The sequence below is a fragment of the Pseudomonas sp. No.117 genome, from assembly GCF_054558395.1.
This window is the reverse complement of record NZ_BAAJNP010000001.1, coordinates 275,518-296,543: the sequence shown is the minus strand read 5'-3', so window position 1 is coordinate 296,543 and position 21,026 is coordinate 275,518. Positions and strand designations below refer to the sequence as shown.

Sequence of the window (21,026 nt, the reverse complement as noted above, 5' to 3'; positions counted from 1 at the left end):
GCGGGGCAGGGCAGTTGCAAGATGTTGCGTCCGCCGGCGGAGCAGGTCGTCGGACGTGCGGCCCGCCAGGCGCTCTGGCGCGGGCCACCGCCGCGCGGGCTGCGCCGCTAGGTCCAGCCCTCCAGACGCATGGTCGCCCGCACTAGGCGCTGCTCCTCCTGCTCGATCTCGCGCAGGCTGTCGCGAACGCTGTGGATGTGCTCGCGGGCGGCGGCGTGGGCCTCGTCGGGCAGGCGCTGGCTCACGGCCGCATAGAGGCGGGCGTGCTGGGCATCGATCTCCTGGCGCTGCGGCGGGCGATGGTAGAGGTTGGCGATGCAGGCGAACACCGACCCCAGCAGCAGCTCGTTGAGCGATTGCAGGGTGTGCACCAGCACCGGGTTGTGCGAGGCCTCGCTGATCGCCAGGTGGAAGGCGTGGTCGAGGCGGGCGTGGGCTTCTGCGGACAGGTTGGCCAGGTCCTGGGCAGCGGCGCAGAGCTCCTCGTAGCGCCGGCCGATCAGCACCAGGTCGGCGGTGGTGGCGCGCAGCGCGGCCAGGCGCGCCGCCTCGCCTTCCAGCAGGGCGCGTACCTCCAGCAGGTCGTAGAGGGTGCGTGGCTGGCTGCTGAACAGGTGCAGCAGGGGATTCTCCGCCGCCGGTGCGGCCAGGCGGGCGACGAAGCTGCCCTGGCCGTGGCGCGTCTCGATGATGCCGCGGGCGCGCAGTAGGCCCAGGCCCTCGCGCAGGGCGGTGCGGGAGACGCCGAGCTTGTCGCACAGGCGGCGTTCGGAGGGCAGCGGCTGGCCGACCTTGAGCACCCCGTCCACCACCAGGCGTTCGATCTGCTGGCTGACGTTCTCGGCGACGGGAAGGCGGGCGGTGGCGACGGACATGGCGGCTTCCTGCTGGTATGACCACGAGAGTTCAGGCTAGTGAGCCACTGGCTGAAGTGGCCGTCAAGCCTCATGCAGCGGCCTAGTCCTTTGGTCGAAGAGGCTGCAAAAACTGGTATGACCAGTGCCCTGGGCGATGGACGTATCGGCAGCAGTCGGGGTACAACCAGGTCTCTTCAGCCAGAACAACAACAATGGCGGTTACCTGATGAGCCTGGTCTACGATGAACGTCTCGACGGCGCCTTGCCCCGCCCGGACAAGGCGCAGTTGCTGCAGCGCCTGCGCGCCGAGTTGCCCGAGCACTGCCTGCTGCACGCCCGGGAAGACCTCAAGCCCTACGAATGCGATGGCCTGGCGGCCTATCGCACCACGCCGCTGCTGGTGGTCCTGCCGGAGACGGTGGAACAGGTGCAGGCGACCCTGCGCCTCTGCCATGAGCTGAAGGTGCCGCTGGTTGCCCGGGGCGCCGGCACCGGCCTCTCCGGGGGTGCCCTGCCGCTGGAGCAGGGCGTACTGCTGGTGATGGCGCGCTTCAACCGTATCCTCGAAGTGGACCCCGATGGCCGCCGCGCCCGGGTGCAGCCGGGGGTACGCAATCTGGCCATCTCCCAGGCCGCGGCGCCCCACGACCTCTACTACGCGCCCGATCCCTCGTCGCAGATCGCCTGCTCCATTGGCGGCAACGTGGCCGAGAACGCCGGCGGCGTGCACTGCCTGAAATACGGGCTGACCGTGCACAACGTGCTGGCGGTGGAGATCGTCACCCTGGAGGGCGAGCGCCTGACCCTGGGCAGCGCGGCGCTGGACAGCCCCGGCTTCGACCTGCTGGCGCTGTTCACCGGCTCCGAGGGCCTGCTCGGGGTGGTGGTGGAGGTGACCGTCAAGCTGTTGCCCAAGCCGCCCTGCGCCCGGGTGGTCATGGCCAGCTTCGCCGATGTCGAGCGCGCCGGCGCGGCGGTGGCGGACATCATCGCCGCCGGCATCATCCCCGGCGGCCTGGAGATGATGGACAACCTGACCCTGAGAGCCGCCGAGGACTTCATCCACGCCGGCTACCCGGTGGACGCCGCGGCCATCCTGCTTTGCGAACTGGACGGGGTGGAGGCCGACGTGGCCGCCGACATCGAACGGGTCAGCGCCCTGCTGGCCGCCGCCGGCGCCACCGAGATCCGCCTGGCCCGCGACGAAGCCGAGCGGCAGAAATTCTGGGCCGGGCGCAAGAACGCCTTTCCCGCGGTGGGGCGGCTGTCGCCCGACTACTACTGCATGGACGGCACCATTCCCCGCCGCGCCCTGCCCGAGGTGCTGCGCGGCATCGAGGCGCTGTCGGCGGAATACGGCCTGGCGGTGGGCAACGTCTTCCATGCCGGCGACGGCAACCTGCACCCGCTGATCCTCTTCGATGCCAATCGGCCCGGCGAGCTGGAGCAGGCCGAGGCCCTGGGTGGGCGCATCCTCGACCTCTGCGTGGCGGTGGGCGGCACCATCACCGGCGAACACGGCGTCGGTCGCGAGAAGATCAATGCCATGTGCACCCAGTTCCAGCCGGGCGAGCTGACCTTTTTCCACGCGGTGAAGGCCGCCTTCGATGCCCCCGGGCTGCTCAATCCCGGCAAGAACGTGCCGACCCTGCATCGCTGCGCCGAATTCGGCGGCCTGCACGTGCACCACGGCCAGTTGCCCCACCCCGAACTGGAGCGCTTCTGATGGATAGCCTGGAATTGCTCCTCGACCAGGTCCGCGAGGCCCTGGTCCGCCACCAGCCGCTGCGCATCCACGGCGGCGACACCAAGGCCCACCTGGGCCGCCCGGTAGCCGGCGAGCCGCTGGATGTCAGCGGCCACCGCGGCCTGGTGCGCTACGACCCCACCGAGCTGGTGGCCACGGTGCGCACCGGCACGCCGCTGGCCGAACTCAACGCCGCCCTGGCCGAACAGGGCCAGATGCTGCCCTGCGAACCGCCACGGCTGGGGGAGGGCGCCACCGTCGGCGGCACCCTGGCCTGTGGCCTTTCCGGTCCGCGGCGGCCCTGGTCCGGCAGCCTGCGCGATTTCGTCCTGGGCACCCGCTTGATCACCGGCACCGGCGAGCACCTGAGATTCGGCGGCGAGGTGATGAAGAATGTCGCCGGCTACGACGTCTCCCGGCTGCTGGCCGGCAGCCAGGGTTGCCTGGGGGTGATCACCGAGGTGTCCTTCAAGGTGCTGCCCAAGCCCCGCTGCAGCCAGAGCCTGAGCCTGGAGCTGGACGCCGAGCGCGCCCTGCAGCGCCTCGCCGTCTGGGGCCGCGAAGCCCTGCCGATCTCCGCCGCCTGCCATGACGGCCAACACCTGCACCTGCGCCTGGAAGGCGGCGAGGGCTCGGTGCGCTCGGCCGTCGATCGCCTGGGTGGTGACGCCCTCGCCGAGTCCTTCTGGGAAGATCTCAACGAGCAGCGCCTGGCCTTCTTCGCCGGACCCGCGCCCCTGTGGCGGCTGTCGGTGCCGGTCAACAGCCCCTTGCTCGAGCTGCCCGGCACCCGCCTGCTGGATTGGGGCGGCGCCCAGTACTGGCTCAAGAGCGATGCCCCGGCCACGGTCGTGCGCGAGATCGCCGAGCGGGCTGGCGGCCAGGCGCTCTGCTATGCCCCGGACGCCGAGCGCGAGGCCCAGCATCCGCTGCCGGCCGCGCTGCTGGACTACCACCGCCGCCTCAAGGCGCGCCTGGACCCCCAGGGGATCTTCAATCCGGGTCGGCTGTACGCCGGGCTGTAAGGGGAAGACGTCATGCAAACCAATCTGAGTCCCGCCGCCCGTGAACTGCCCCGCGCCGCCGACGCCGAGCGGGTGCTGCGCAGCTGCGTGCACTGTGGCTTCTGCAATGCCACCTGCCCGACCTACCAGTTGCTCGGCGACGAGCTGGACGGTCCGCGTGGCCGTATCTACCTGATCAAGGGCATGCTCGAAGGCGGCGAGGTCAGCGAGAAGACCCGCGAGCACCTCGACCGCTGCCTGACCTGTCGCAATTGCGAGACCACCTGCCCCTCGGGCGTGTCCTACCACGAATTGCTCGATGTCGGCCGCGCCGAGGTGGAGCGCCGGGTGCCGCGGCCGCTGGGCCAGCGCCTGCTGCGCGCCGGCCTGCGCCAGGTACTGCCGCAGCCGCGGCTGTTCGGGGCGCTGCTGAAAAGCGGCCAGGCGCTGAAGCCGCTGCTGCCGGCCAGCGTCCAGGCCAAGTTGCCGACGCGCATCGCCGCCCCCGGCGAGCGACCCGCGCCGCGCCATGCCCGGCGCATGCTGATCCTCGAAGGCTGCGTGCAGCCGGGGCTGTCACCCAATACCAATGCCGCCGCCGCACGGGTGCTGGATCGCCTCGGCATCAGCCTGGAAGCCGCGCCCCGCGCCGGCTGCTGCGGTGCGGTGGACTACCACCTCAACGCCCAGGACGCCGGCCTCGACCGCGCCCGGCGTAACATCGACGCCTGGTGGCCGGCGCTGCAGGCCGGTGCCGAGGCCATCATCCAGACCGCCAGCGGCTGCGGCGCCTTCGTCAAGGAGTACGCCAGCCTGCTCAAGGACGATCCGGCCTATGCCGCCAAGGCGCGGGAAGTCTCGGCGCGCACCCGTGACCTGGTGGAGGTGCTGCGCGAGCTGCCACTGGAAGAACTGCGCCTGGCCAACACTCCGCGGCTGGCCTTCCATTGCCCTTGCACCCTGCAGCACGCCCAGCGCCTGGGCGGCGCCGTGGAGGGCGTGCTGCAGCGCCTCGGCTTCCCCCTGGCGCCGGTGCCGGACGGCCACCTCTGCTGCGGCTCGGCCGGCACCTATTCGCTGACCCAGCCGGACTTGTCGCGCCGGCTGCGCGACGCCAAGCTCGACGCCCTGGAGAGCGGCCGGCCGGAGGTGATCGCCACCGCCAACATCGGCTGCCAGAGCCATCTCGACGGCGCCGGGCGCACCCCGGTGCGCCACTGGATCGAAATCCTCGACGCGGCCCTGGCCGCCCCGACCCAACCCTGAACCCTGGAGGCCCCATGAAGACCAAAGCCGTGCTCACCCTCGCCGAGATCGACACCCTGCTGGCCGCCGGCCGCGCCGAAGCCGAGCGCCAGGGCTGGGCCGTGTGCATCGCCGTGGCCGACGACGGCGGTCATCCGCTGGCCCTGCTGCGCCTGGATGGCGCCGCACCCAACAGCGCCTACATCGCTCCGGAGAAGGCCCGCAGCGCCGCCCTGGCGCGCAAGGAGTCCAAGGTGCTGGAGGAGATGATCAACAACGGCCGCACCGCCTTCCTCAGCGCGCCACTGATGCAGGGCATGCTCGAAGGCGGGGTGCCCATCCTGGTGGACGGCCAGGTGGTAGGCGCCGTCGGCGTCTCGGGCGTCAAGGCGCCGGAAGATGCCCAGGTCGCCAAAGCGGCCATTGCCGCGCTCAACTGAATTCACAGCTTCATATCAAGGAAAGCCATCATGACCGACCGTACTACCCTGGGCCGCCTGCAGGTGGCCACCGAGCTGCAGCGCTTCATCGACGAGGAAGTGCTGCCCGGCACCGGGCTCGACATCGCCGCCTTCTGGTCGGGCGTGGACCAGCTGGTGCACGAGCTGGCGCCGCGAAATCGCGAGCTGCTGGCCGAGCGTGAGCGCCTGCAGGTGGAGCTGGACAACTGGCACAGCGCCCATCCCGGCCCGGTCACCGACCTGGCCGCCTACCAGAGCTTCCTAGAGGGTATCGGCTATCTGCAGCCGGTGCCCGGCCAGGTGCAGGCCTCGACCTCCGGCGTCGACCGCGAGATCGCCGAGCAGGCCGGTCCGCAGCTGGTGGTGCCGGTGCTCAACGCCCGCTACGCCCTGAACGCCGCCAATGCCCGCTGGGGTTCGCTGTACGACGCCCTCTACGGCACCGATGCCCTGCCCGAGACCGACGGCGCCGAGCGCGGCAAGGGCTACAACCCTGCCCGCGGCGCCAAGGTGGTGGCCTTCGCCCGCCAGGTGCTGGATGGCGTGGCGCCCCTGGCCGGCGGTTCGCACAAGGACGCCACCGCCTACCGGGTGCAGGACGGCCGCCTGGTGGTGGACCTCAAGAGCGGTACCAGCGAACTGGCCGATCCGGCCGCCTTCGTCGGCTACCAGGGCGATGCCGCGGCACCTTCGGCGGTGCTGCTGCGCCACAACGGCCTGCACCTGGAGATCCAGATCGACCGCGACAGCGCCATCGGCAAGACCGACGCCGCCGGGGTCAAGGACCTGCTGATGGAGGCTGCGGTCAGCACCATCATGGACCTGGAGGACTCCATCGCCGCGGTGGACGCCGCCGACAAGGTGCTGGCCTATCGCAACTGGCTGGGCCTGATGAAGGGCGACCTGGCCGAGGAAGTCAGCAAGGGCGGCGAGACCTTTATCCGTCGGCTCAACCCGGATCGCGAATACCAGGGCGCCAATGGCCAGCCGCTGACCCTGCACGGGCGCTCGCTGCTGTTCATCCGCAACGTCGGCCACCTGATGACCAACCCGGCGGTGCTGCTGGACGACGGGCGCGAGATCCCCGAAGGCATCCTCGACGCCGTGGTCACCGTGACCATCGCGATGCACGACCTCAAGCGCCAGGGCAATTCTCGCAGCGGCTCGGTGTACATCGTCAAACCCAAGATGCACGGCCCGGCCGAGGTGGCCTTCGCCGTCCAGCTGTTCGACCGTGTCGAGGCCCTGCTGGGGCTGCCGGCCAACACCGTCAAGCTGGGCATCATGGACGAGGAGCGCCGCACCAGCGTCAACCTCAAGGCCTGCATCGCCGCCGCGGCGGCGCGGGTGGCCTTCATCAACACCGGCTTCCTCGACCGCACCGGCGACGAGATGCACACCGCCATGCTGGCCGGGCCCATGCTGCGCAAGGGCGACATGAAGACCTCCAAGTGGATCACCGCCTACGAGCGCAACAACGTGCTGGTCGGCCTGGCCTGTGGCCTGCGTGGCAAGGCGCAGATCGGCAAGGGCATGTGGGCCATGCCCGACCTGATGGCGGCCATGCTGGAGCAGAAGATCGGTCATCCCAAGGCCGGCGCCAACACCGCCTGGGTACCGTCGCCCACCGCCGCCGTGCTGCACGCCCTGCATTACCACCAGGTCAACGTCCAGCAGGTACAGCAGGAGCTGGAACGCAGCGACGTCGACGCTGCCCGCGGCGAATTGCTCGCCGGCCTGCTCAGCGTGCCGGTGGCCGAGTCGCCGGACTGGTCCGCCGAGGCCATCCAGCAGGAGCTGGACAATAACTGCCAGGGCATCCTCGGCTACGTGGTGCGCTGGGTCGACCAGGGCGTGGGCTGCTCCAAGGTGCCCGACATCCATGACGTCGGCCTGATGGAAGACCGCGCCACCCTGCGCATCTCCAGCCAGCACATCGCCAACTGGCTGCACCATGGCGTGGTCAGCGCCGAGCAGGTGGACGAGACGCTGCAGCGCATGGCCAAGGTGGTCGACGGCCAGAATGCCGGCGACGCCCTCTACGAGCCCATGGCCGGCCACTTCGATAGCTCCTACGCCTACCGCGCCGCCCGCGACCTCATCTTCAAGGGCCGCGAGCAGCCTAGCGGCTACACCGAGCCGCTGCTGCACGCCTGGCGGTTGAAGAAGAAAGCCGGCGCCTGATAGTGGTCTTGGGTTCCCGTCCATGCTGGGCGGGAACCCGTTCTGCCGATGGCCTGACCACTGGTGCCCCGACCACCGCCTCTTCCCTTGCCACTGGCGAATTTTTATACTATCTGGTCCCCCGTTCCCGGGATCATCATCGCCACGAGGAAGACCATGGCCCGCGTTACTGTCGAAGACTGCCTGGACAACGTAGACAACCGATTCGAGCTGGTCATGCTCGCCACCAAGCGCTCGCGCCAGCTGGCCACCGGCGGCAAGGAGCCCAAGGTACCGTGGGACAATGACAAGCCCACCGTCGTCGCCCTGCGCGAGATCGCCGAAGGCCTGGTCGACGAAGAAGTCATCCGTCTGGACGACATCGTCGAAGAAGAGCCGCTGTTCGCCGCCTTCGAAGTCAACGAAGAAGCGGACGGCGAGGCCCTCTAAGCCATGGCCGCCGAGCCTGCGCGTAGTGACGTCCGCCCGACCGGCATCGACCTGCTGGCCGAGCGTCTGGCGGACTACCTGACCCCCGACCAGGTCAATCTGGTCAGGCGGGCCTACTACTACGCCGAGCAGGCTCACGACGGGCAGCGCCGCCGCAGCGGCGAGCCCTATGTCACCCATCCGCTGGCGGTCGCCAACATCCTCGCCGACATGCACATGGACCATCAGAGCCTGATGGCGGCCATGCTGCACGACGTGATCGAGGACACCGGCATCGCCAAGGAAGCCCTCGCCGGCCAGTTCGGCGAGACGGTGGCGGAGCTGGTGGACGGGGTCAGCAAGCTGACCCAGATGAAGTTCGAGACCAAGGCCGAAGCCCAGGCGGAGAACTTCCAGAAGATGACCATGGCGATGTCCAAGGACATCCGCGTCATCCTGGTCAAGCTGGCCGACCGGCTGCACAACATGCGCACCCTGGACGCCATGCCGCCGGACAAGAGCCGGCGCATCGCCAAGGAAACCCTGGAAATCTACGCGCCCATCGCCAACCGGCTGGGCATGCACGATTTCTACGTGGAATTCGAGGACCTGGGTTTTCGCGCCATGCACCCGATGCGCGCCGAGCGTATCCAGCGGGCGGTCAAGACCGCGCGGGGCAATCGCCGCGAGATCCTCGGCAAGATCCAGGAATCCCTGGCCAACTGCCTGGCCCGCGACGGCCTCGACGGCGAGGTGGTCGGCCGCGAGAAGCACCTGCACAGCATCTACCAGAAGATGCGCGGCAAGCGGAAGTCGTTCAACGAGATCATGGACGTCTACGGCTTCCGCATCATCGTCGACAAGGTCGACACCTGCTACCGGGTGCTCGGCGCGGTGCACAATCTCTACAAGCCGTTCCCGGGGCGCTTCAAGGACTACATCGCCATCCCCAAGGCCAACGGCTACCAGTCGCTGCATACCACCCTGTTCGGCATGCACGGCGTGCCCATCGAGATCCAGATCCGCACCCGCGAGATGGAAGAGATGGCCAACAACGGCATCGCCGCCCATGGCCTGTACAAGGCCGGGGGCGACGAGCCGCGCGCCAGCCACCTGCGCGCCCGCCAGTGGGTCAAGGGCATCCTCGAGTTGCAACAACGCGCGGGCAACTCCCTGGAATTCATCGAGAACGTGAAGATCGACCTCTTCCCCGACGAGGTCTACGTCTTCACCCCCAAGGGTCGCATCATGGAGCTGCCCAAGGGCTCCACAGCCGTGGACTTCGCCTATGCGGTGCACACCGACGTCGGCAACAGCTGCATCGCCTGCCGCATCAACCGCCGCCTGGCGCCGCTGTCGCAACCGCTGGGTAGTGGCGAGACGGTGGAGATCGTCACCGCGCCCGGCGCCCGGCCCAACCCGGCCTGGCTCAACTTCGTGGTCACCGGCAAGGCGCGCACCAACATCCGCCATGCACTCAAGCAGCAGCGTCGCTCCGAGTCCATCAGCCTCGGCGAGCGCCTGCTGAACAAGGCGCTGTCCGGCTTCGGTACCCAGCTCTCCAAGATCTCGCCGATGCGCATCCTCTCGGTGCTCGGCGAATACAAGGGCGTGGTGCTGGAAGACCTGCTCGAAGAGATCGGCCTGGGCAATCGCATGGCCTATGTGGTGGCGCGGCGCCTGGTGTCCGGCAGCGAGCAGGAAGAGCCGCTGGAACCCCAGGCCAGCACTACGCCCCAGGGGCCGCTGGCGATCCGTGGCACCGAAGGCCTGGTGATCAGCTACGCCAAGTGCTGCACGCCGATTCCCGGCGACCCCATCGTCGGCCACCTCTCGGCGGGCAAGGGCATGGTCATCCACCTGGAAAATTGCCGGAACATCGCCGAATTCCGGCACAACAGCGAAAAGTGCATCGTGCTCAACTGGGCCAAGGACGTCACCGGCGAATTCAGCGTCGAGTTGCGCGTCCAGCTGGAGCACCAGCGCGGCCTGATCGCCATGCTGGCCAACCACGTCACCGCGGTGGACGCCAATGTCGAGAAGATCGGCATGAACGAGCGCGATGGTCGAGTCAGCGTGGTCCAGCTGGTGGTCAGCGTGCGTGACCGCGTCCATCTGGCGCGGGTGATCAAGAAGCTGCGTACCCTCAAGGGCGTGGCCGGTATCACCCGAGTTCGCAGCTGAGAACCTGCTAACGATCTGCTGCGCGTCGGCCAAACGGCGTTGAAAATGCCCTGGAAGGCCAGCCCCGCCTGGGCGGCCCCGTCGCAATGCTCATTTACCACTCGTAAACTCGAGCGCGAGTCCGATCCGCTTCCTCAGGCATTTGATTCGCTGGCGCTCACCCTTCGGGCCAGCCTTTGGCTGTTACTCCCGTTGGTCGTTGCGCCTTGTTTGTCTCTAGCTCGCGCGATCGTGAACAGGTTTTGAGGTTGCAGCGACTCACCACCGGCTTGCAGAATCGGGCCTTTCCCGCACAGGAGCGACCCATGAGCAAGCAAGTGATCCACACCGACAAGGCGCCCGCCGCCATTGGTACCTACTCCCAGGCGATCAAGGTCGGTGACACCGTCTATCTCTCCGGGCAGATCCCGCTCAATCCGACCAGCATGGAGCTGGTGGATGGCTTCGAAGCCCAGGTGGTGCAGGTCTTCGAGAACCTCAAGGCCGTTGCCGAAGCCGCTGGTGGTTCGCTGGCCGATATCGTCAAGCTGAACATCTTCCTGATCGACCTGGCGCACTTCGCCACCGTCAACGAGATCATGGGCCGCTACTTCCAGCAGCCCTATCCCGCCCGCGCCGCCATCGGCGTGGCCGCGCTGCCGAAGGGCTCGCAGGTGGAAATGGACGGGGTGCTGGTGCTGGGTTGATCCCGGCACAGGAATCGTAGGTTGGGTTGAGCGCAGCGAAGCCCAACAACAGCGCACGCTGTCAGCTCCGTTTTATTGGGCTTCGAAGATGGAGCCGTCTCAACCCAACCTACAAAACCGAGTCTGGTGCAGGATCCGTAGGTTGGGTTGAGCGCAGCGAAGCCCAACAACAGCGCACACTGTCAGCTCCGTTTTGTTGGGCTTCGAAGATGGAGCCGTCTCAACCCAACCTACAAAACCGAGTCTGGTGCAGGATCCGTAGGTTGGGTTGAGCGCAGCGAAGCCCAACAACAGCGCACGTTGCCAGCTCCGCTCTGTTGGGCTTCGACGGTGGAGCCGTCTCAACCCAACCTACGGCTCCGATCCTGCTCCAAACGAAAAAAGCCGACCGTCTCGCGACGGTCGGCTTTTTTCATGCCTGCTTGCTTAGGCCGGAATGGACTTGATCTTCGGCATCCGCGCCCAGCAGCGATGCTTGGCGATGGCGGCGAAGAAGTCCTGCTGCACCGCCTTGAAGTCGCTACCGGTCAGCAGCGCCTCGTCGGGGCTCAGGTAGACCGCCTTGAGCAACTGCTCGGCTTCGCCAGTGAGGGCGATGGCCTTGAGGTGCTTGTAGGCTTCCAGCAGGTAGTGCTTGATCACGCCGTCGTCGAGCATGGCCTTGACGCTCTCGGCGCCGCCCGGGACATAGACCGCGTCCAGCGCCACCGAAGGCATGCCCTCGGCCGAGCCGTCCACGGCGACTTCGCTGCCGTCGGCGGCCTTGACCGGGCCGGCGGTGGGGCCGAGCACCTTGACGTGGGCGCCTTCGGCCTTGAGCGCCTGCTTGATGGCGTCCACTTCGCTGGTGATGACGCCGTCACCCACCAGCACCGCCACCTTGAAGCCCTTGATGTTGCCGGACAGCAGGTTGAGCTGGCTCAATGCCGGCGACTTGTCGATGGAGATCTGGCGCGGCTGCACGGTGGGGGCGGTGGGCGGGGTCACGCCGACCTTCTTGGCCACCTTCTGCGCCAATTCCAGATCGATGTTGGCAAGGATCTCGTTGACTTGACGTTCGCGAATCCACATCCGCTCGACCTTGCCCAGCTCGAAACTGTAGGCGTCGGCGACGTGGGCCTGTTCGGCCTCCGACAGGCTGTTGTAGAACAGCGTGGCCTGGGAGAAATGGTCGCCGAAGGACTCGCTGCGCTCGCGCACCTTGTAGCCATCGATGCGCTCGTAATAGCTCTCGAAGCCACCATCCTGGGACGCCGGCGGGGTTTCCTTGGGCCAGCCGCCGTCGATGGAGTTGGGCTCGTAGGAGGCGCGACCCTTGTCGATGGTCATGCGGTACTTGGCGTCACGCTGGCCATTATGGTTCGGCACCACCGGGCGGTTGACCGGCAGTTCGTGGAAGTTCGGCCCGCCCAGACGGCTGATCTGAGTGTCGGTGTAGGAAAACAGCCGGCCCTGCAGTAGGGGGTCGTTGCTGAAGTCGATACCGGGCACGATATGACCGGGGCAGAAGGCCACCTGCTCGGTCTCGGCGAAGTAGTTGTCCGGGTTGCGGTTGAGCACCAGCTTACCCAGCGGGGTGATGGGCACCAGCTCTTCGGGAATGATCTTGGTGGCGTCGAGGATGTCCCAGTCGAACTTGTGCTCGTCTTCCTCGGGAATGATCTGCACGCCGAATTCCCACTCGGGATAGTCGCCAGCCTCGATGGCTTCCCAGAGGTCGCGACGGTGGGCATCGGTGTCCTTGCCGGCCAGCTTCTGGGCTTCGTCCCACACCAGGGAGCGCACGCCACCGGCGGGCTTCAGGTGGATCTTGACGAAGACGCCCTTGCCCGCGGTGTTGATCATGCGGAAGGTGTGGATGCCGAAGCCCTGCATGCTGCGCAGGTTCACCGGGATGGCGCGGTCGGTCATGGTCCAGAGCACCATGTGCGCCGACTCGGGCACCAGGGAGACGAAGTCCCAGAAGGTGTCGTGGGCGCTGCCGCCGGTGGGGATCTCGTTGTGCGGCTCGGGTTTCACCGCATGGACGAAGTCCGGAAACTTGATGGCGTCCTGGATGAAGAAGACCGGCATGTTGTTGCCGACCATGTCCCAGTTGCCTTCCTCGGTGTAGAACTTGATGGCGAAGCCGCGCACGTCGCGTACGGTATCGCCGGAGCCGCGCGGGCCCTGCACGGTGGAGAAGCGCACGAACACCGGGGTCTGGTGGTTGGGGTCGCGGAAGAGGGCGGCCTTGGTCAGGTCGGACCAGTCCTGGTAGGGCTGGAAGTAGCCGTAGGCACCAGTGCCCCGGGCATGGACGATGCGCTCCGGGATGCGTTCGTGGTCGAAGTGGGTGATCTTCTCCCGCATGATGAAGTCTTCGAGCAGGGAAGGACCGCGGGTGCCGGCGCGCAGGGAATTCTGGTTGTCGGCGATCTTCACGCCGTGGTTGGTGCGCAGTGCCTGGCCGGTGGCATCGGAGCGGAATTGTTCCAGTTGCTCGAGCTTCTTCGAGGTGTTCTGGCGATCCAGGGTGTCGGTACCGGCGAGTTCACTCTTGGGGGGCGTAGCCATGGAAAGTCCTCATCAGGCGCCTGGAGGGCGCTCTTTGCGTCCCCTACGGAATGTGGGGCGAATTCAGGCAGTCCTGTAGTGACTCACCCGTGCGCTTCGGTGTTCCGTTGGGCTGATGCGAAGCGACGGGCTGTTTCGCCGGCCGTGGACAGCGTTCTTATCGGTGGCCATATGCCTTTATTGGCTGAGCATCCGATAACAAGTGCTAAGCAGATATAAGCGCGCACGTTAAACTGCGCGCCGGGATCACCCTCCCGTTGTCTGACGATGCCCACAAGGTTCTTCCATTGATCGAATTCCAAGCTGTCCACAAGACGTACCGCACGCGCGGTCGCGAGGTCGCGGCGCTCCAGCCGGTCGACCTGAGGATCGAAGCCGGCGAGATCTTCGGCCTGATCGGCCATTCCGGCGCCGGCAAGAGCACCCTGCTGCGCCTGATCAACCGCCTCGAAGCCCCCAGTGGCGGTCGCTTGCAGGTCGATGGCGCCGAGGTCACCACCCTGGGCTCGACCGAGCTGCGTGATTTTCGCCGCCGCATCGGCATGATCTTCCAGCACTTCAACCTGCTCTCGTCCAAGACCGTGGCGGCCAACGTGGCCCTGCCACTGGAACTGGCCGGCGGGCGCTCGCGGGCGCAGATCGCCCAGCGCGTCGAGGAGCTGCTGGCGCGGGTCGGCCTCTCCGACCAGGCACGCAAGTATCCGGCGCAACTCTCCGGCGGCCAGAAGCAGCGCGTCGGCATCGCCCGCGCCCTGGCCACCGAGCCGAAGATCCTGCTCTGCGACGAGGCCACCAGCGCCCTCGACCCCCAGACCACCGCCCAGGTACTGCAACTGCTGGCCGAGCTCAATCGCGAGCTGGGGCTGACCATCGTGCTGATCACCCACGAGATGGACGTGATCCGCCGCGTCTGCGACCGCGTCGCCGTGCTCGATGGCGGCGCCGTGGTGGAGCAGGGCACCGTGGCCGATGTCTTCCTGCATCCGCAGCACCCCACTACCCGCCGCTTCGTCTTCGAGGCCGAGCATCAGGACGAGGCCGACCTGGCCGACGCCTATGCCCATGTCGAAGGCCGCATCCTGCGCCTGACCTTCCGCGGCGAGGCCACCTATGCACCCCTGCTGGGCCATGTCGCCCGGGAGACCGGTGTGGACTACAGCATTCTCGGCGGTCGCATCGACCGCATCCGGGACGAGCCCTATGGCCAGCTCACCATCGCCCTGGTGGGCGGTGACCTGGACGCCGCCCTGGCTCGCTTCCAGGCCGCCGACGTCACCGTGGAGGTCCTGCGCTGATGGACGAACTCTTCACCAACATCGACTGGGCCGAGATCTGGCAGGCGACCCAGGACACCCTGGCCATGCTCGGCTGGTCCATGCTCTTCACCCTGATCCTCGGGCTGCCGCTGGGCGTGCTGCTGTTTCTCACCAGCCGCCGCCAGCTACTGGAGCAGCCGCTGGTCTACGGCATCCTGTCCTTCGTGGTCAACGTGCTGCGCTCGGTGCCCTTCATCATCCTCTTGATCCTGATGATCCCCATCACGGTCTGGCTGATCGGCACCTCCCTGGGCGTCGAGGGGGCCATCCCGCCGCTGGTGGTGGGCGCCGCGCCCTTCTTCGCCCGGCTGGTGGAGACCGCCCTGCGCGAGGTCGACCGCGGCATCATCGAGGCCACCCAGGCCATGGGCGCCAGCCTCTGGCAGATCGTCACCCGCACCCTGCTGCCCGAGGCCCTGCCCGGGCTGATCGCGGCCACCACCGTCACCGCCATCGCCCTGGTGTCCTACACCGCCATGGCCGGGGTGATCGGCGGCGGCGGCCTCGGCGATCTGGCCATCCGTTTCGGCTACCAGCGCTTCCAGACCGACGTCATGGTGGTCACGGTGCTCTTGCTGCTGGTGCTGGTCCAGGTACTGCAGATGGTCGGCGATAGGCTCGTCGCCCATTTCAGTCGTCGCTGATCCCACCCGAAGGTTCATACAAGGAAAATCCAGATGTCGCTGAAACGTACCCTGCTGTCCCTGGCCTTCGGCCTGAGCGTTGCCGCCGCTGCCCAGGCCGAGACCCTGACCGTCGCGGTCAATCCGGTTCCCCACGCGGAGATCCTGGAATTCATCAAGCCGCAGCTGGCCAAGGAAGGAGTGGACCTGAAGATCAAGGTCTTCACCGACTACATCCAGCCCGATCGCCAGACCGATCAGAAGCAGGTGGATGCCAACTACTTCCAGACCAAGCCCTATTACGCCAGCTACAAGAAGAGCAACCCGAGCAGCGACCAGGTGCCGGTGGTGGCGGTGCACGTCGAGCCCTTCGGTGCCTACTCGCAGAAGATCAAGGACATCAAGGAGCTCAAGGACGGCGCCACCGTGGCCATCCCCAACGACCCGAGCAACTCCGGTCGCGCCCTGCTGCTGATCGCCAAGCAGGGCCTGATCACCCTGAAGGATCCGAGCAACGTCACCGCCACCCCGCGTGACATCGTCGAAAATCCCAAGCACCTCAAGTTCAAGGAACTGGAAGCCGCGACCCTGCCGCGCGTGCTCAACCAGGTCGACCTGGCGCTGATCAACGCCAACTACGCCCTGGAAGCCAAGCTGGTGCCGACCAAGGACGCCATCTTCATCGAGAGCGGTGAGTCGCCCTACGCCAACCTGCTCTACACCCGCGCCGACAAGGCCAACGACCCGGCCATCCAGAAGCTGGCCAAGGCCCTGACCACCCCCGAGGTGAAGCAATTCATCGAGAAGAAGTATCAGGGCGCCGTCGTTCCCGCGTTCTAAGAATCTGTTCACGATCTGCTGCGCGTCGGTCAAACGGCGTTGAAAATGCCTTCGGAATGCTCATTTACCACTCGTAAACTCCGCTTCCTCAGGCCTTTTCGCCTTGTTTGTCTCTAGCTCGCGAGACCGTGAACAGCTTCTACGCCTTAGCTCCACCCGCCGCCGGCACGCGCCAGACGCGCCGGCGGTTCCACCCCCGCCTTAGGAAACTGCCATGAAGAAACTGCTCGCCACCGCCGCCCTGCTGGCCGCCGGCCTGACCGCCCACGCCGCCGAGACCCTCAGCGTCGCCGCGACCCCGGTACCCCACGCCGAGATCCTCGAATTCGTCAAACCCCAGCTGGCCAAGGAAGGGGTGGACCTGCAGATCAAGGTCTTCACCGACTACGTGCAGCCCAACCTGCAGGTGGCCCAGAAGCGCCTGGACGCCAACTTCTTCCAGCACCAGCCCTACCTGGATGAATTCAACAAGAGCCGCGGTACCGACCTGGTGACCGTCGCCCAGGTGCACGTCGAGCCCTTCGGCATCTATTCGCAGAAGATCAAGCAGCTCGCCGAAGTCCGCGACGGCGCCGTCGTGGCCATCCCCAGCGACGCCACCAACGGCGGCCGCGCCCTCCTGCTGCTGGAAAAGGCCGGGCTGATCAAGCTCAAGGACAGCGCCAACATCCTCGCTACGCCCAAGGACATCGCCGAGAATCCGAAGCACCTGAAGTTCAAGGAGCTGGAAGCCGCCACCCTGCCGCGCGTGCTGAATCAGGTCGACCTGGCGCTGATCAACACCAACTACGCCCTGGAAGCCAAGCTCAACCCGACCCAGGACGCCCTGCTGCTGGAAGGCAAGGAATCGCCCTATGCCAACATCCTGGTCGCCCGTCCGGACAACAAGGACAGCGACGCCGTGCAGAAGCTGGCCAAGGCGCTGAACACCCCGGCGGTGAAGCAATTCATCGAAGAGAAATATCAGGGCGCCGTGGTCCCGGCGTTCTGATCGGTATTCGCGCCACGAGAAACGCCGGCCCAGGGCCGGCGTTTTTCATGGGGTCAGCGACGCTATCAGCCCGCCGATTCCATCCCCGCCGGCTCGCTCCCCCGGCGCCCGATGATCACCAGCAGCACCACGGCGCCCGCCGCCATCAGCAGTGGCAGGGCGTGGCCGGTGAGCCACTGGCTGGCGGCGCCGGTGACCAGCGGGCCGACCAGGCAGCCGAGGCCCCAGAGCTGGGCGATGCAGGCGTTGGCTCCGACCAGTTCGGCATCGCGGTAGCGCTCGCCTACCAGGATCAAGGCCAGGGTGAACAGGCCGCCGGCGGTGGCGCCGAATAGCACCAGCAAGGGCCAGACACCCGGGGTATGCAGCAGCAGTGGCAGGGCCAGGCTGACCGCCAGCAGACCCAGGGCGCAGCCGAGGAACAGCCCCTGGCGCGAGAGGCGGTCGGCGAGCAGGCCCAGCGGCAGTTGCAACAGGGCGTCGCCCACCACCACGGCGCTGACCATGTACAGCGCCAGCTGCTGGCCGAAGCCCTGGTTCAGGGCATAGACCGGCAGCAGGGTGAGGATCATCGCCTCGAAGCAGGCGAACAGCGCCACCGCCCAGGCGATGGCCGGTGCGCCGCGGCAGAAGTGGAGCAGGGCGCGCCAGGCCGCGCCATGGCTCCCGGCCGCGGGTGCCCCCTGGCGGCCGAGCAACAGGATGGCGCCGCCGAGCATGAGCAGGGCGCCCAGCCAGAAGCCCTGGTCGCCTTCAGTGCCCAGCACCCCCAGGAGCAGCGGTCCGGCCAGCTGGCTGAGGGCGTAGCTGCTGCCATAGAGGGCCACCAGGCGACCGCGCCAGCGGTCGGTGATGACCTGGTTCATCCAGCTTTCGCCGAGCACGAAGACCAGGGTGAGGATGGCGCCGAGGGCCAGGCGCAGGATCAGCCAAAGCGCGTAGCTGGGTAGCAGCGACAGCAGGATCAGGGAGGCGGCGCCGCTCACCAGGCAGAGCTGCATCAGCCGTGGGGTGCCGACTCGCGCGGCCAGGCGCCCGGCCAGGCTGGCGCCGGTGAGGATGCCGAGGGCCGGCGAGGCCGCCATGGCACCGATGGCGAAGCTGCCGTAGCCCCAGCTTTCCAGGCGCAGGGAAACCAGCGGCATCGACAGGCCGATGGCCAGGCCCACGCTGATCACACTGCCCAGGACGGCGAAATAGGTGGCCCAGGGCATGGGCGAGGACGAGGCATTCATAGTGTGGCAGCTTACCTGATGAAACCAGCCATGAGCGGTTGGCGCGGGAGCACCGGCTGCCGGATGGCAGGGGCGTGCGGTTGGCCTTTGCCGGGCTTTCGCGTAGCGTGCGCGCTACCTTAAGCCGGTTGAGAGACATAAGAACATGCGGAAATGGCAGTGCATCGTGTGCGGCTATATCTATGACGAGGCCTTGGGTTGGCCGGACGACGGCATCGCCCCGGGAACGCGCTGGGAAGATGTGCCCGAGGATTGGCTGTGCCCGGATTGTGGCGTGGGCAAGGGTGACTTCGAGATGATCGAGATCGCCTGATCCCGCTGTGCCGCCGCTCCCGGGTGGCAAAAAAAAGGCATCGCAGGAGCGATGCCTTCTGGCTGCAGCGGCCATCCCTGCCGCGTGATCCTCAGCCTTCGATGCTGTCCTTCAGGGCCTTGCCTGGCTTGAACGCCACCGTGTTGCTCGCACGAATCTTGACCGGTTCGCCGGTCTGGGGATTCTTTCCCATGCGGGCACCGCGGTGACGCGGCAGGAAGGTACCGAAGCCGACCAGCGTCACGCTGTCCTTGCGGTGCAGCGCATTCGCGATCTCGTCCAGCAGCGTGTTGAGCACGACGTTGGCTTGTTCCTTAGGAAGTCCGACTTTTTCAGCGATCACATTCGCCAGTTCAGGCTTGCGCATAGCTACCTCTCTTGGAGTCATTTTTAGCGGTGCGGGCCTCGCATGGCTTTCCTGGCAAAGCGATTCCCCCGAGATAGAGGGTGGCCCGACACAAAGAGCGTTGGTGCGACAAAAGTCGAACCAGATGCCGTTATAAGGCAAAGCTGAGGCAAGCGAAAGTTAATTAGCAGACTATTAGCTATTCGTAGGATGACTGACGCGAACTTCGCCGACTGCCCGGCATTTTGCTAGTCGCCAGTGGACAGTTTTGTCCGCAACGTGATGGGTGGGGGAGGCGGGGTGGCGGGGTGGCCAGCGGCTCTAGCGGGCACCTGTTGGCGACCCGATGTGGGTGACGCTGGCGATGATCCCAGGCGGGGATCCGGCAGGAAGAGGTCAGACCACCGGAGCACCGCCTGGGCGCTCCGGTGGCGGTGATCAGGCGGGTGCCTGGACCGGCATCACGGGTTGGCTCGCGGGGGCCTGGCCTTCCAGGCGCCGCTCCAGCGCCTTGGGTTCGATCACCAGGCGCATGCCGTTGCTGGCCTGGGTCCGGCCCCAGTCCTCCAGCAGCTCCATGCAGGCATGGTCGATGTAGGAGACGCGATCCAGTGGCACGTGGAGGGTGGTACCGGGCTTGACCTGCTCCAGTACCTTGGTCAGCTGGGGTACGCGCAGGAAGGTGGCGGCCCCCACCAGGCGCAATTCGGCCTGTTGCGGATCGTCCTCGCGGTAATTGAGGCTGATCTTGAGTTGCGCCGCCTTGACCGCCAGGAAGGCGATCGACAGCCCGAAGCCCACCAGCACCCCGGTCAGCAGGTCGGTGGCGACGATCATCAGCGCGGTGAGGGCATAGATGATCATCGGGGAGCGGCCATAGCGCTTGAGGCCGGACAGCGACTTGGGATCGGCCAGCTTGACGCCGGTGAACACCAGCACCCCCGCCAGGCTCGCCACCGGCACCAGCTTGAGCACGAAGGGCAGGGCGGCGACGAAGGCCAGCAGCCAGAGACCGTGGAAAATGGTGGAGGCGCGGCTGGTAGCGCCGGCCTGGACATTGGCCGAGCTGCGCACGATGACACCGGTCATCGGCAGGGCGCCGACGGCGCCGCACAGCAGGTTGCCCACGCCCTGGGCGCCCAGCTCACGGTCGAAATGCGAGCGCGGTCCGGTATGCATGCGGTCCACCGCGGCGGCGGAGAGCAGGGTCTCGGCGCTGGCGATGAAGGCCAGGGCCAGGGCGGCCACCACCAGTTCGGCGTTGGCCAGCATGCCGAGGTCGGCGAAGGTCACCCAGTCGATGGCGTCGGCCAGGTTGTTGGGTACCTCCACGCGCCGGATGTCCAGCGCCAGCCAGAGACTGGCCAGGGTCGCCAGGGTCACGCCGATCAGGGCACCGGGCAGGAAGCGCAGGGTCGGCGGACGGAATTTCTCCCACAGCCACATGCTGGCGATGGTCAGCAGGCCGATCAGCGCCGCCTGGGCCCCCGTGCCGCTGCCGTCGCTCTGGCTGGCGGCGTGCAGGGCGGCGCCGGGGAAGGCCAGCAGGTTGGACAGCCCCGACGCGGCGGGCTTGGCGTCGAGCATCACGTGCAACTGGGAGAGCACGATGAGGATGCCGATCCCGGCCAGCATGCCGTAGACCACCGCGGGCGAGGTGACGCGGAACCAGGCACCCAGACGGGTGAAGCCGGCGATGAGTTGCAGCAGGCCGGCGAGCAGCAGCACCGGGCCCAGGGCCTCGATGCCGTGCCGGTTGATCAGGTCGAACACCAGCACCACCAGGCCGGCGGCCGGACCGCTGACCTGCAGCGGCGAGCCGGCGAGGAAGCCGACCACCAGGCCACCGATGATGCCGGTGATGATGCCCTTGGCCGGCGGCATGCCGGACGCGATGGCGATGCCCATGCACAGCGGCAGGGCGACCAGAAACACCACGAGTGAGGCCAGGGCGTCGCGCGACAGGCTGCGCCCCGGGGGCTGTTGATTGGCAAGCATGGTCCTAGTCCTCCAGCGACTCGGGATGAAGC

At 67.1% G+C, this 21,026-nt stretch carries 18 protein-coding genes; 13 read left to right on the top strand and 5 right to left on the bottom strand.

Annotated elements, in window-relative coordinates; translation table 11 throughout:
* Window positions 1-107: 107 nt before the first annotated feature.
* Window positions 108-875 carry a transcriptional regulator GlcC gene (glcC, locus tag ACYJP6_RS01350; RefSeq protein WP_459472731.1) on the bottom strand — a complete coding sequence of 256 codons (768 nt, stop codon included), beginning with the start codon at window positions 873-875 and terminating at the stop codon, window positions 108-110.
* 208 nt (window positions 876-1,083) lie between these two features.
* Between glcC and glcD the strand changes: the two genes are divergently transcribed.
* From glcD to ACYJP6_RS01310, 8 genes are all read left to right on the top strand, one after another.
* Entirely contained in the window at window positions 1,084-2,583 is a 1,500-nt protein-coding gene (gene glcD, locus ACYJP6_RS01345) for a glycolate oxidase subunit GlcD (protein ID WP_309758524.1), read from the top strand.
* Window positions 2,583-3,629, top strand: a complete 1,047-nt coding sequence (gene glcE / locus ACYJP6_RS01340; protein WP_459472729.1) for a glycolate oxidase subunit GlcE — start codon at window positions 2,583-2,585, stop codon at window positions 3,627-3,629. The genes glcD and glcE overlap by 1 nt, the downstream gene beginning before the upstream one ends.
* A gap of 12 nt (window positions 3,630-3,641) precedes the next feature.
* Window positions 3,642-4,874, top strand: coding sequence for a glycolate oxidase subunit GlcF (glcF, locus tag ACYJP6_RS01335; protein ID WP_459472727.1), 1,233 nt, complete (start codon window positions 3,642-3,644; stop codon window positions 4,872-4,874).
* 14 nt (window positions 4,875-4,888) lie between these two features.
* On the top strand, window positions 4,889-5,293 hold the full coding sequence (locus ACYJP6_RS01330; protein ID WP_027598097.1) for a heme-binding protein: 405 nt from the start codon (window positions 4,889-4,891) through the stop codon (window positions 5,291-5,293).
* Between the two features lie 30 nt (window positions 5,294-5,323).
* Window positions 5,324-7,498, top strand: coding sequence for a malate synthase G (locus ACYJP6_RS01325; RefSeq protein ID WP_459472725.1), 2,175 nt, complete (start codon window positions 5,324-5,326; stop codon window positions 7,496-7,498).
* A 156-nt stretch (window positions 7,499-7,654) separates the two neighbouring features.
* On the top strand, window positions 7,655-7,927 hold the full coding sequence (rpoZ, locus tag ACYJP6_RS01320) for a DNA-directed RNA polymerase subunit omega (protein WP_007161465.1): 273 nt from the start codon (window positions 7,655-7,657) through the stop codon (window positions 7,925-7,927).
* 3 nt (window positions 7,928-7,930) lie between these two features.
* Window positions 7,931-10,090 (top strand): bifunctional GTP diphosphokinase/guanosine-3',5'-bis pyrophosphate 3'-pyrophosphohydrolase, encoded by a 2,160-nt coding sequence (gene spoT, locus ACYJP6_RS01315; protein WP_459472724.1) that lies wholly within the window; start codon window positions 7,931-7,933, stop codon window positions 10,088-10,090.
* 305 nt (window positions 10,091-10,395) lie between these two features.
* Window positions 10,396-10,776, top strand: coding sequence for a RidA family protein (locus ACYJP6_RS01310; protein WP_271653379.1), 381 nt, complete (start codon window positions 10,396-10,398; stop codon window positions 10,774-10,776).
* 426 nt (window positions 10,777-11,202) lie between these two features.
* Here the strand turns inward: ACYJP6_RS01310 and katE are convergent, their stop codons facing one another.
* On the bottom strand, window positions 11,203-13,332 hold the full coding sequence (gene katE, locus ACYJP6_RS01305) for a catalase HPII (protein WP_459472723.1): 2,130 nt from the start codon (window positions 13,330-13,332) through the stop codon (window positions 11,203-11,205).
* A 287-nt stretch (window positions 13,333-13,619) separates the two neighbouring features.
* Between katE and ACYJP6_RS01300 the strand changes: the two genes are divergently transcribed.
* The 4 genes from ACYJP6_RS01300 (at window position 13,620) to ACYJP6_RS01285 (ending at window position 17,102) form a co-directional block, all read left to right on the top strand.
* Entirely contained in the window at window positions 13,620-14,627 is a 1,008-nt protein-coding gene (locus tag ACYJP6_RS01300; protein WP_145008446.1) for a methionine ABC transporter ATP-binding protein, read from the top strand.
* Window positions 14,627-15,292: a methionine ABC transporter permease gene (locus tag ACYJP6_RS01295; RefSeq protein WP_007161460.1), complete on the top strand. Its 666-nt coding sequence runs from the start codon at window positions 14,627-14,629 to the stop codon at window positions 15,290-15,292. The genes ACYJP6_RS01300 and ACYJP6_RS01295 overlap by 1 nt, the downstream gene beginning before the upstream one ends.
* Window positions 15,293-15,331: 39 nt before the next feature.
* Window positions 15,332-16,111, top strand: a complete 780-nt coding sequence (locus tag ACYJP6_RS01290) for a MetQ/NlpA family ABC transporter substrate-binding protein (protein WP_459473403.1) — start codon at window positions 15,332-15,334, stop codon at window positions 16,109-16,111.
* A gap of 214 nt (window positions 16,112-16,325) precedes the next feature.
* The gene (locus ACYJP6_RS01285) at window positions 16,326-17,102 is read left to right on the top strand and encodes a MetQ/NlpA family ABC transporter substrate-binding protein (RefSeq protein ID WP_459472721.1); all 777 of its coding nucleotides are present in this window, start codon (window positions 16,326-16,328) and stop codon (window positions 17,100-17,102) included.
* A 65-nt stretch (window positions 17,103-17,167) separates the two neighbouring features.
* Here the strand turns inward: ACYJP6_RS01285 and ACYJP6_RS01280 are convergent, their stop codons facing one another.
* Complete coding sequence (locus tag ACYJP6_RS01280; RefSeq protein WP_459473402.1) at window positions 17,168-18,316, bottom strand: MFS transporter; 1,149 nt, start codon at window positions 18,314-18,316, stop codon at window positions 17,168-17,170.
* A gap of 166 nt (window positions 18,317-18,482) precedes the next feature.
* Between ACYJP6_RS01280 and ACYJP6_RS01275 the strand changes: the two genes are divergently transcribed.
* Window positions 18,483-18,650, top strand: coding sequence for a rubredoxin (locus tag ACYJP6_RS01275; protein ID WP_310121872.1), 168 nt, complete (start codon window positions 18,483-18,485; stop codon window positions 18,648-18,650).
* A 91-nt stretch (window positions 18,651-18,741) separates the two neighbouring features.
* On the opposite strand, the gene ACYJP6_RS01270 is transcribed toward ACYJP6_RS01275, so the two are convergent.
* Window positions 18,742-19,017, bottom strand: a complete 276-nt coding sequence (locus ACYJP6_RS01270) for an HU family DNA-binding protein (RefSeq protein WP_145008453.1) — start codon at window positions 19,015-19,017, stop codon at window positions 18,742-18,744.
* Between the two features lie 417 nt (window positions 19,018-19,434).
* A complete protein-coding gene (locus ACYJP6_RS01265) occupies window positions 19,435-20,994 on the bottom strand; it encodes a SulP family inorganic anion transporter (RefSeq protein ID WP_459472718.1) in 1,560 nt (519 codons plus the stop codon).
* Window positions 20,995-21,026 lie beyond the last annotated feature (32 nt).

What these genes read in the sequence shown, in the direction of transcription:
- glcC (WP_459472731.1), bottom strand. Translation starts at nt 875, where the DNA reads ATGTCCGTCGCCACCGCCCGCCTTCCCGTCGCCGAGAACGTCAGCCAG.
- glcD (WP_309758524.1), top strand. Translation starts at nt 1,084, where the DNA reads ATGAGCCTGGTCTACGATGAACGTCTCGACGGCGCCTTGCCCCGCCCG.
- glcE (WP_459472729.1), top strand. Translation starts at nt 2,583, where the DNA reads ATGGATAGCCTGGAATTGCTCCTCGACCAGGTCCGCGAGGCCCTGGTC.
- glcF (WP_459472727.1), top strand. Translation starts at nt 3,642, where the DNA reads ATGCAAACCAATCTGAGTCCCGCCGCCCGTGAACTGCCCCGCGCCGCC.
- ACYJP6_RS01330 (WP_027598097.1), top strand. Translation starts at nt 4,889, where the DNA reads ATGAAGACCAAAGCCGTGCTCACCCTCGCCGAGATCGACACCCTGCTG.
- ACYJP6_RS01325 (WP_459472725.1), top strand. Translation starts at nt 5,324, where the DNA reads ATGACCGACCGTACTACCCTGGGCCGCCTGCAGGTGGCCACCGAGCTG.
- rpoZ (WP_007161465.1), top strand. Translation starts at nt 7,655, where the DNA reads ATGGCCCGCGTTACTGTCGAAGACTGCCTGGACAACGTAGACAACCGA.
- spoT (WP_459472724.1), top strand. Translation starts at nt 7,931, where the DNA reads ATGGCCGCCGAGCCTGCGCGTAGTGACGTCCGCCCGACCGGCATCGAC.
- ACYJP6_RS01310 (WP_271653379.1), top strand. Translation starts at nt 10,396, where the DNA reads ATGAGCAAGCAAGTGATCCACACCGACAAGGCGCCCGCCGCCATTGGT.
- katE (WP_459472723.1), bottom strand. Translation starts at nt 13,332, where the DNA reads ATGGCTACGCCCCCCAAGAGTGAACTCGCCGGTACCGACACCCTGGAT.
- ACYJP6_RS01295 (WP_007161460.1), top strand. Translation starts at nt 14,627, where the DNA reads ATGGACGAACTCTTCACCAACATCGACTGGGCCGAGATCTGGCAGGCG.
- ACYJP6_RS01285 (WP_459472721.1), top strand. Translation starts at nt 16,326, where the DNA reads ATGAAGAAACTGCTCGCCACCGCCGCCCTGCTGGCCGCCGGCCTGACC.
- ACYJP6_RS01280 (WP_459473402.1), bottom strand. Translation starts at nt 18,316, where the DNA reads ATGCCCTGGGCCACCTATTTCGCCGTCCTGGGCAGTGTGATCAGCGTG.
- ACYJP6_RS01275 (WP_310121872.1), top strand. Translation starts at nt 18,483, where the DNA reads ATGCGGAAATGGCAGTGCATCGTGTGCGGCTATATCTATGACGAGGCC.
- ACYJP6_RS01270 (WP_145008453.1), bottom strand. Translation starts at nt 19,017, where the DNA reads ATGCGCAAGCCTGAACTGGCGAATGTGATCGCTGAAAAAGTCGGACTT.
- ACYJP6_RS01265 (WP_459472718.1), bottom strand. Translation starts at nt 20,994, where the DNA reads ATGCTTGCCAATCAACAGCCCCCGGGGCGCAGCCTGTCGCGCGACGCC.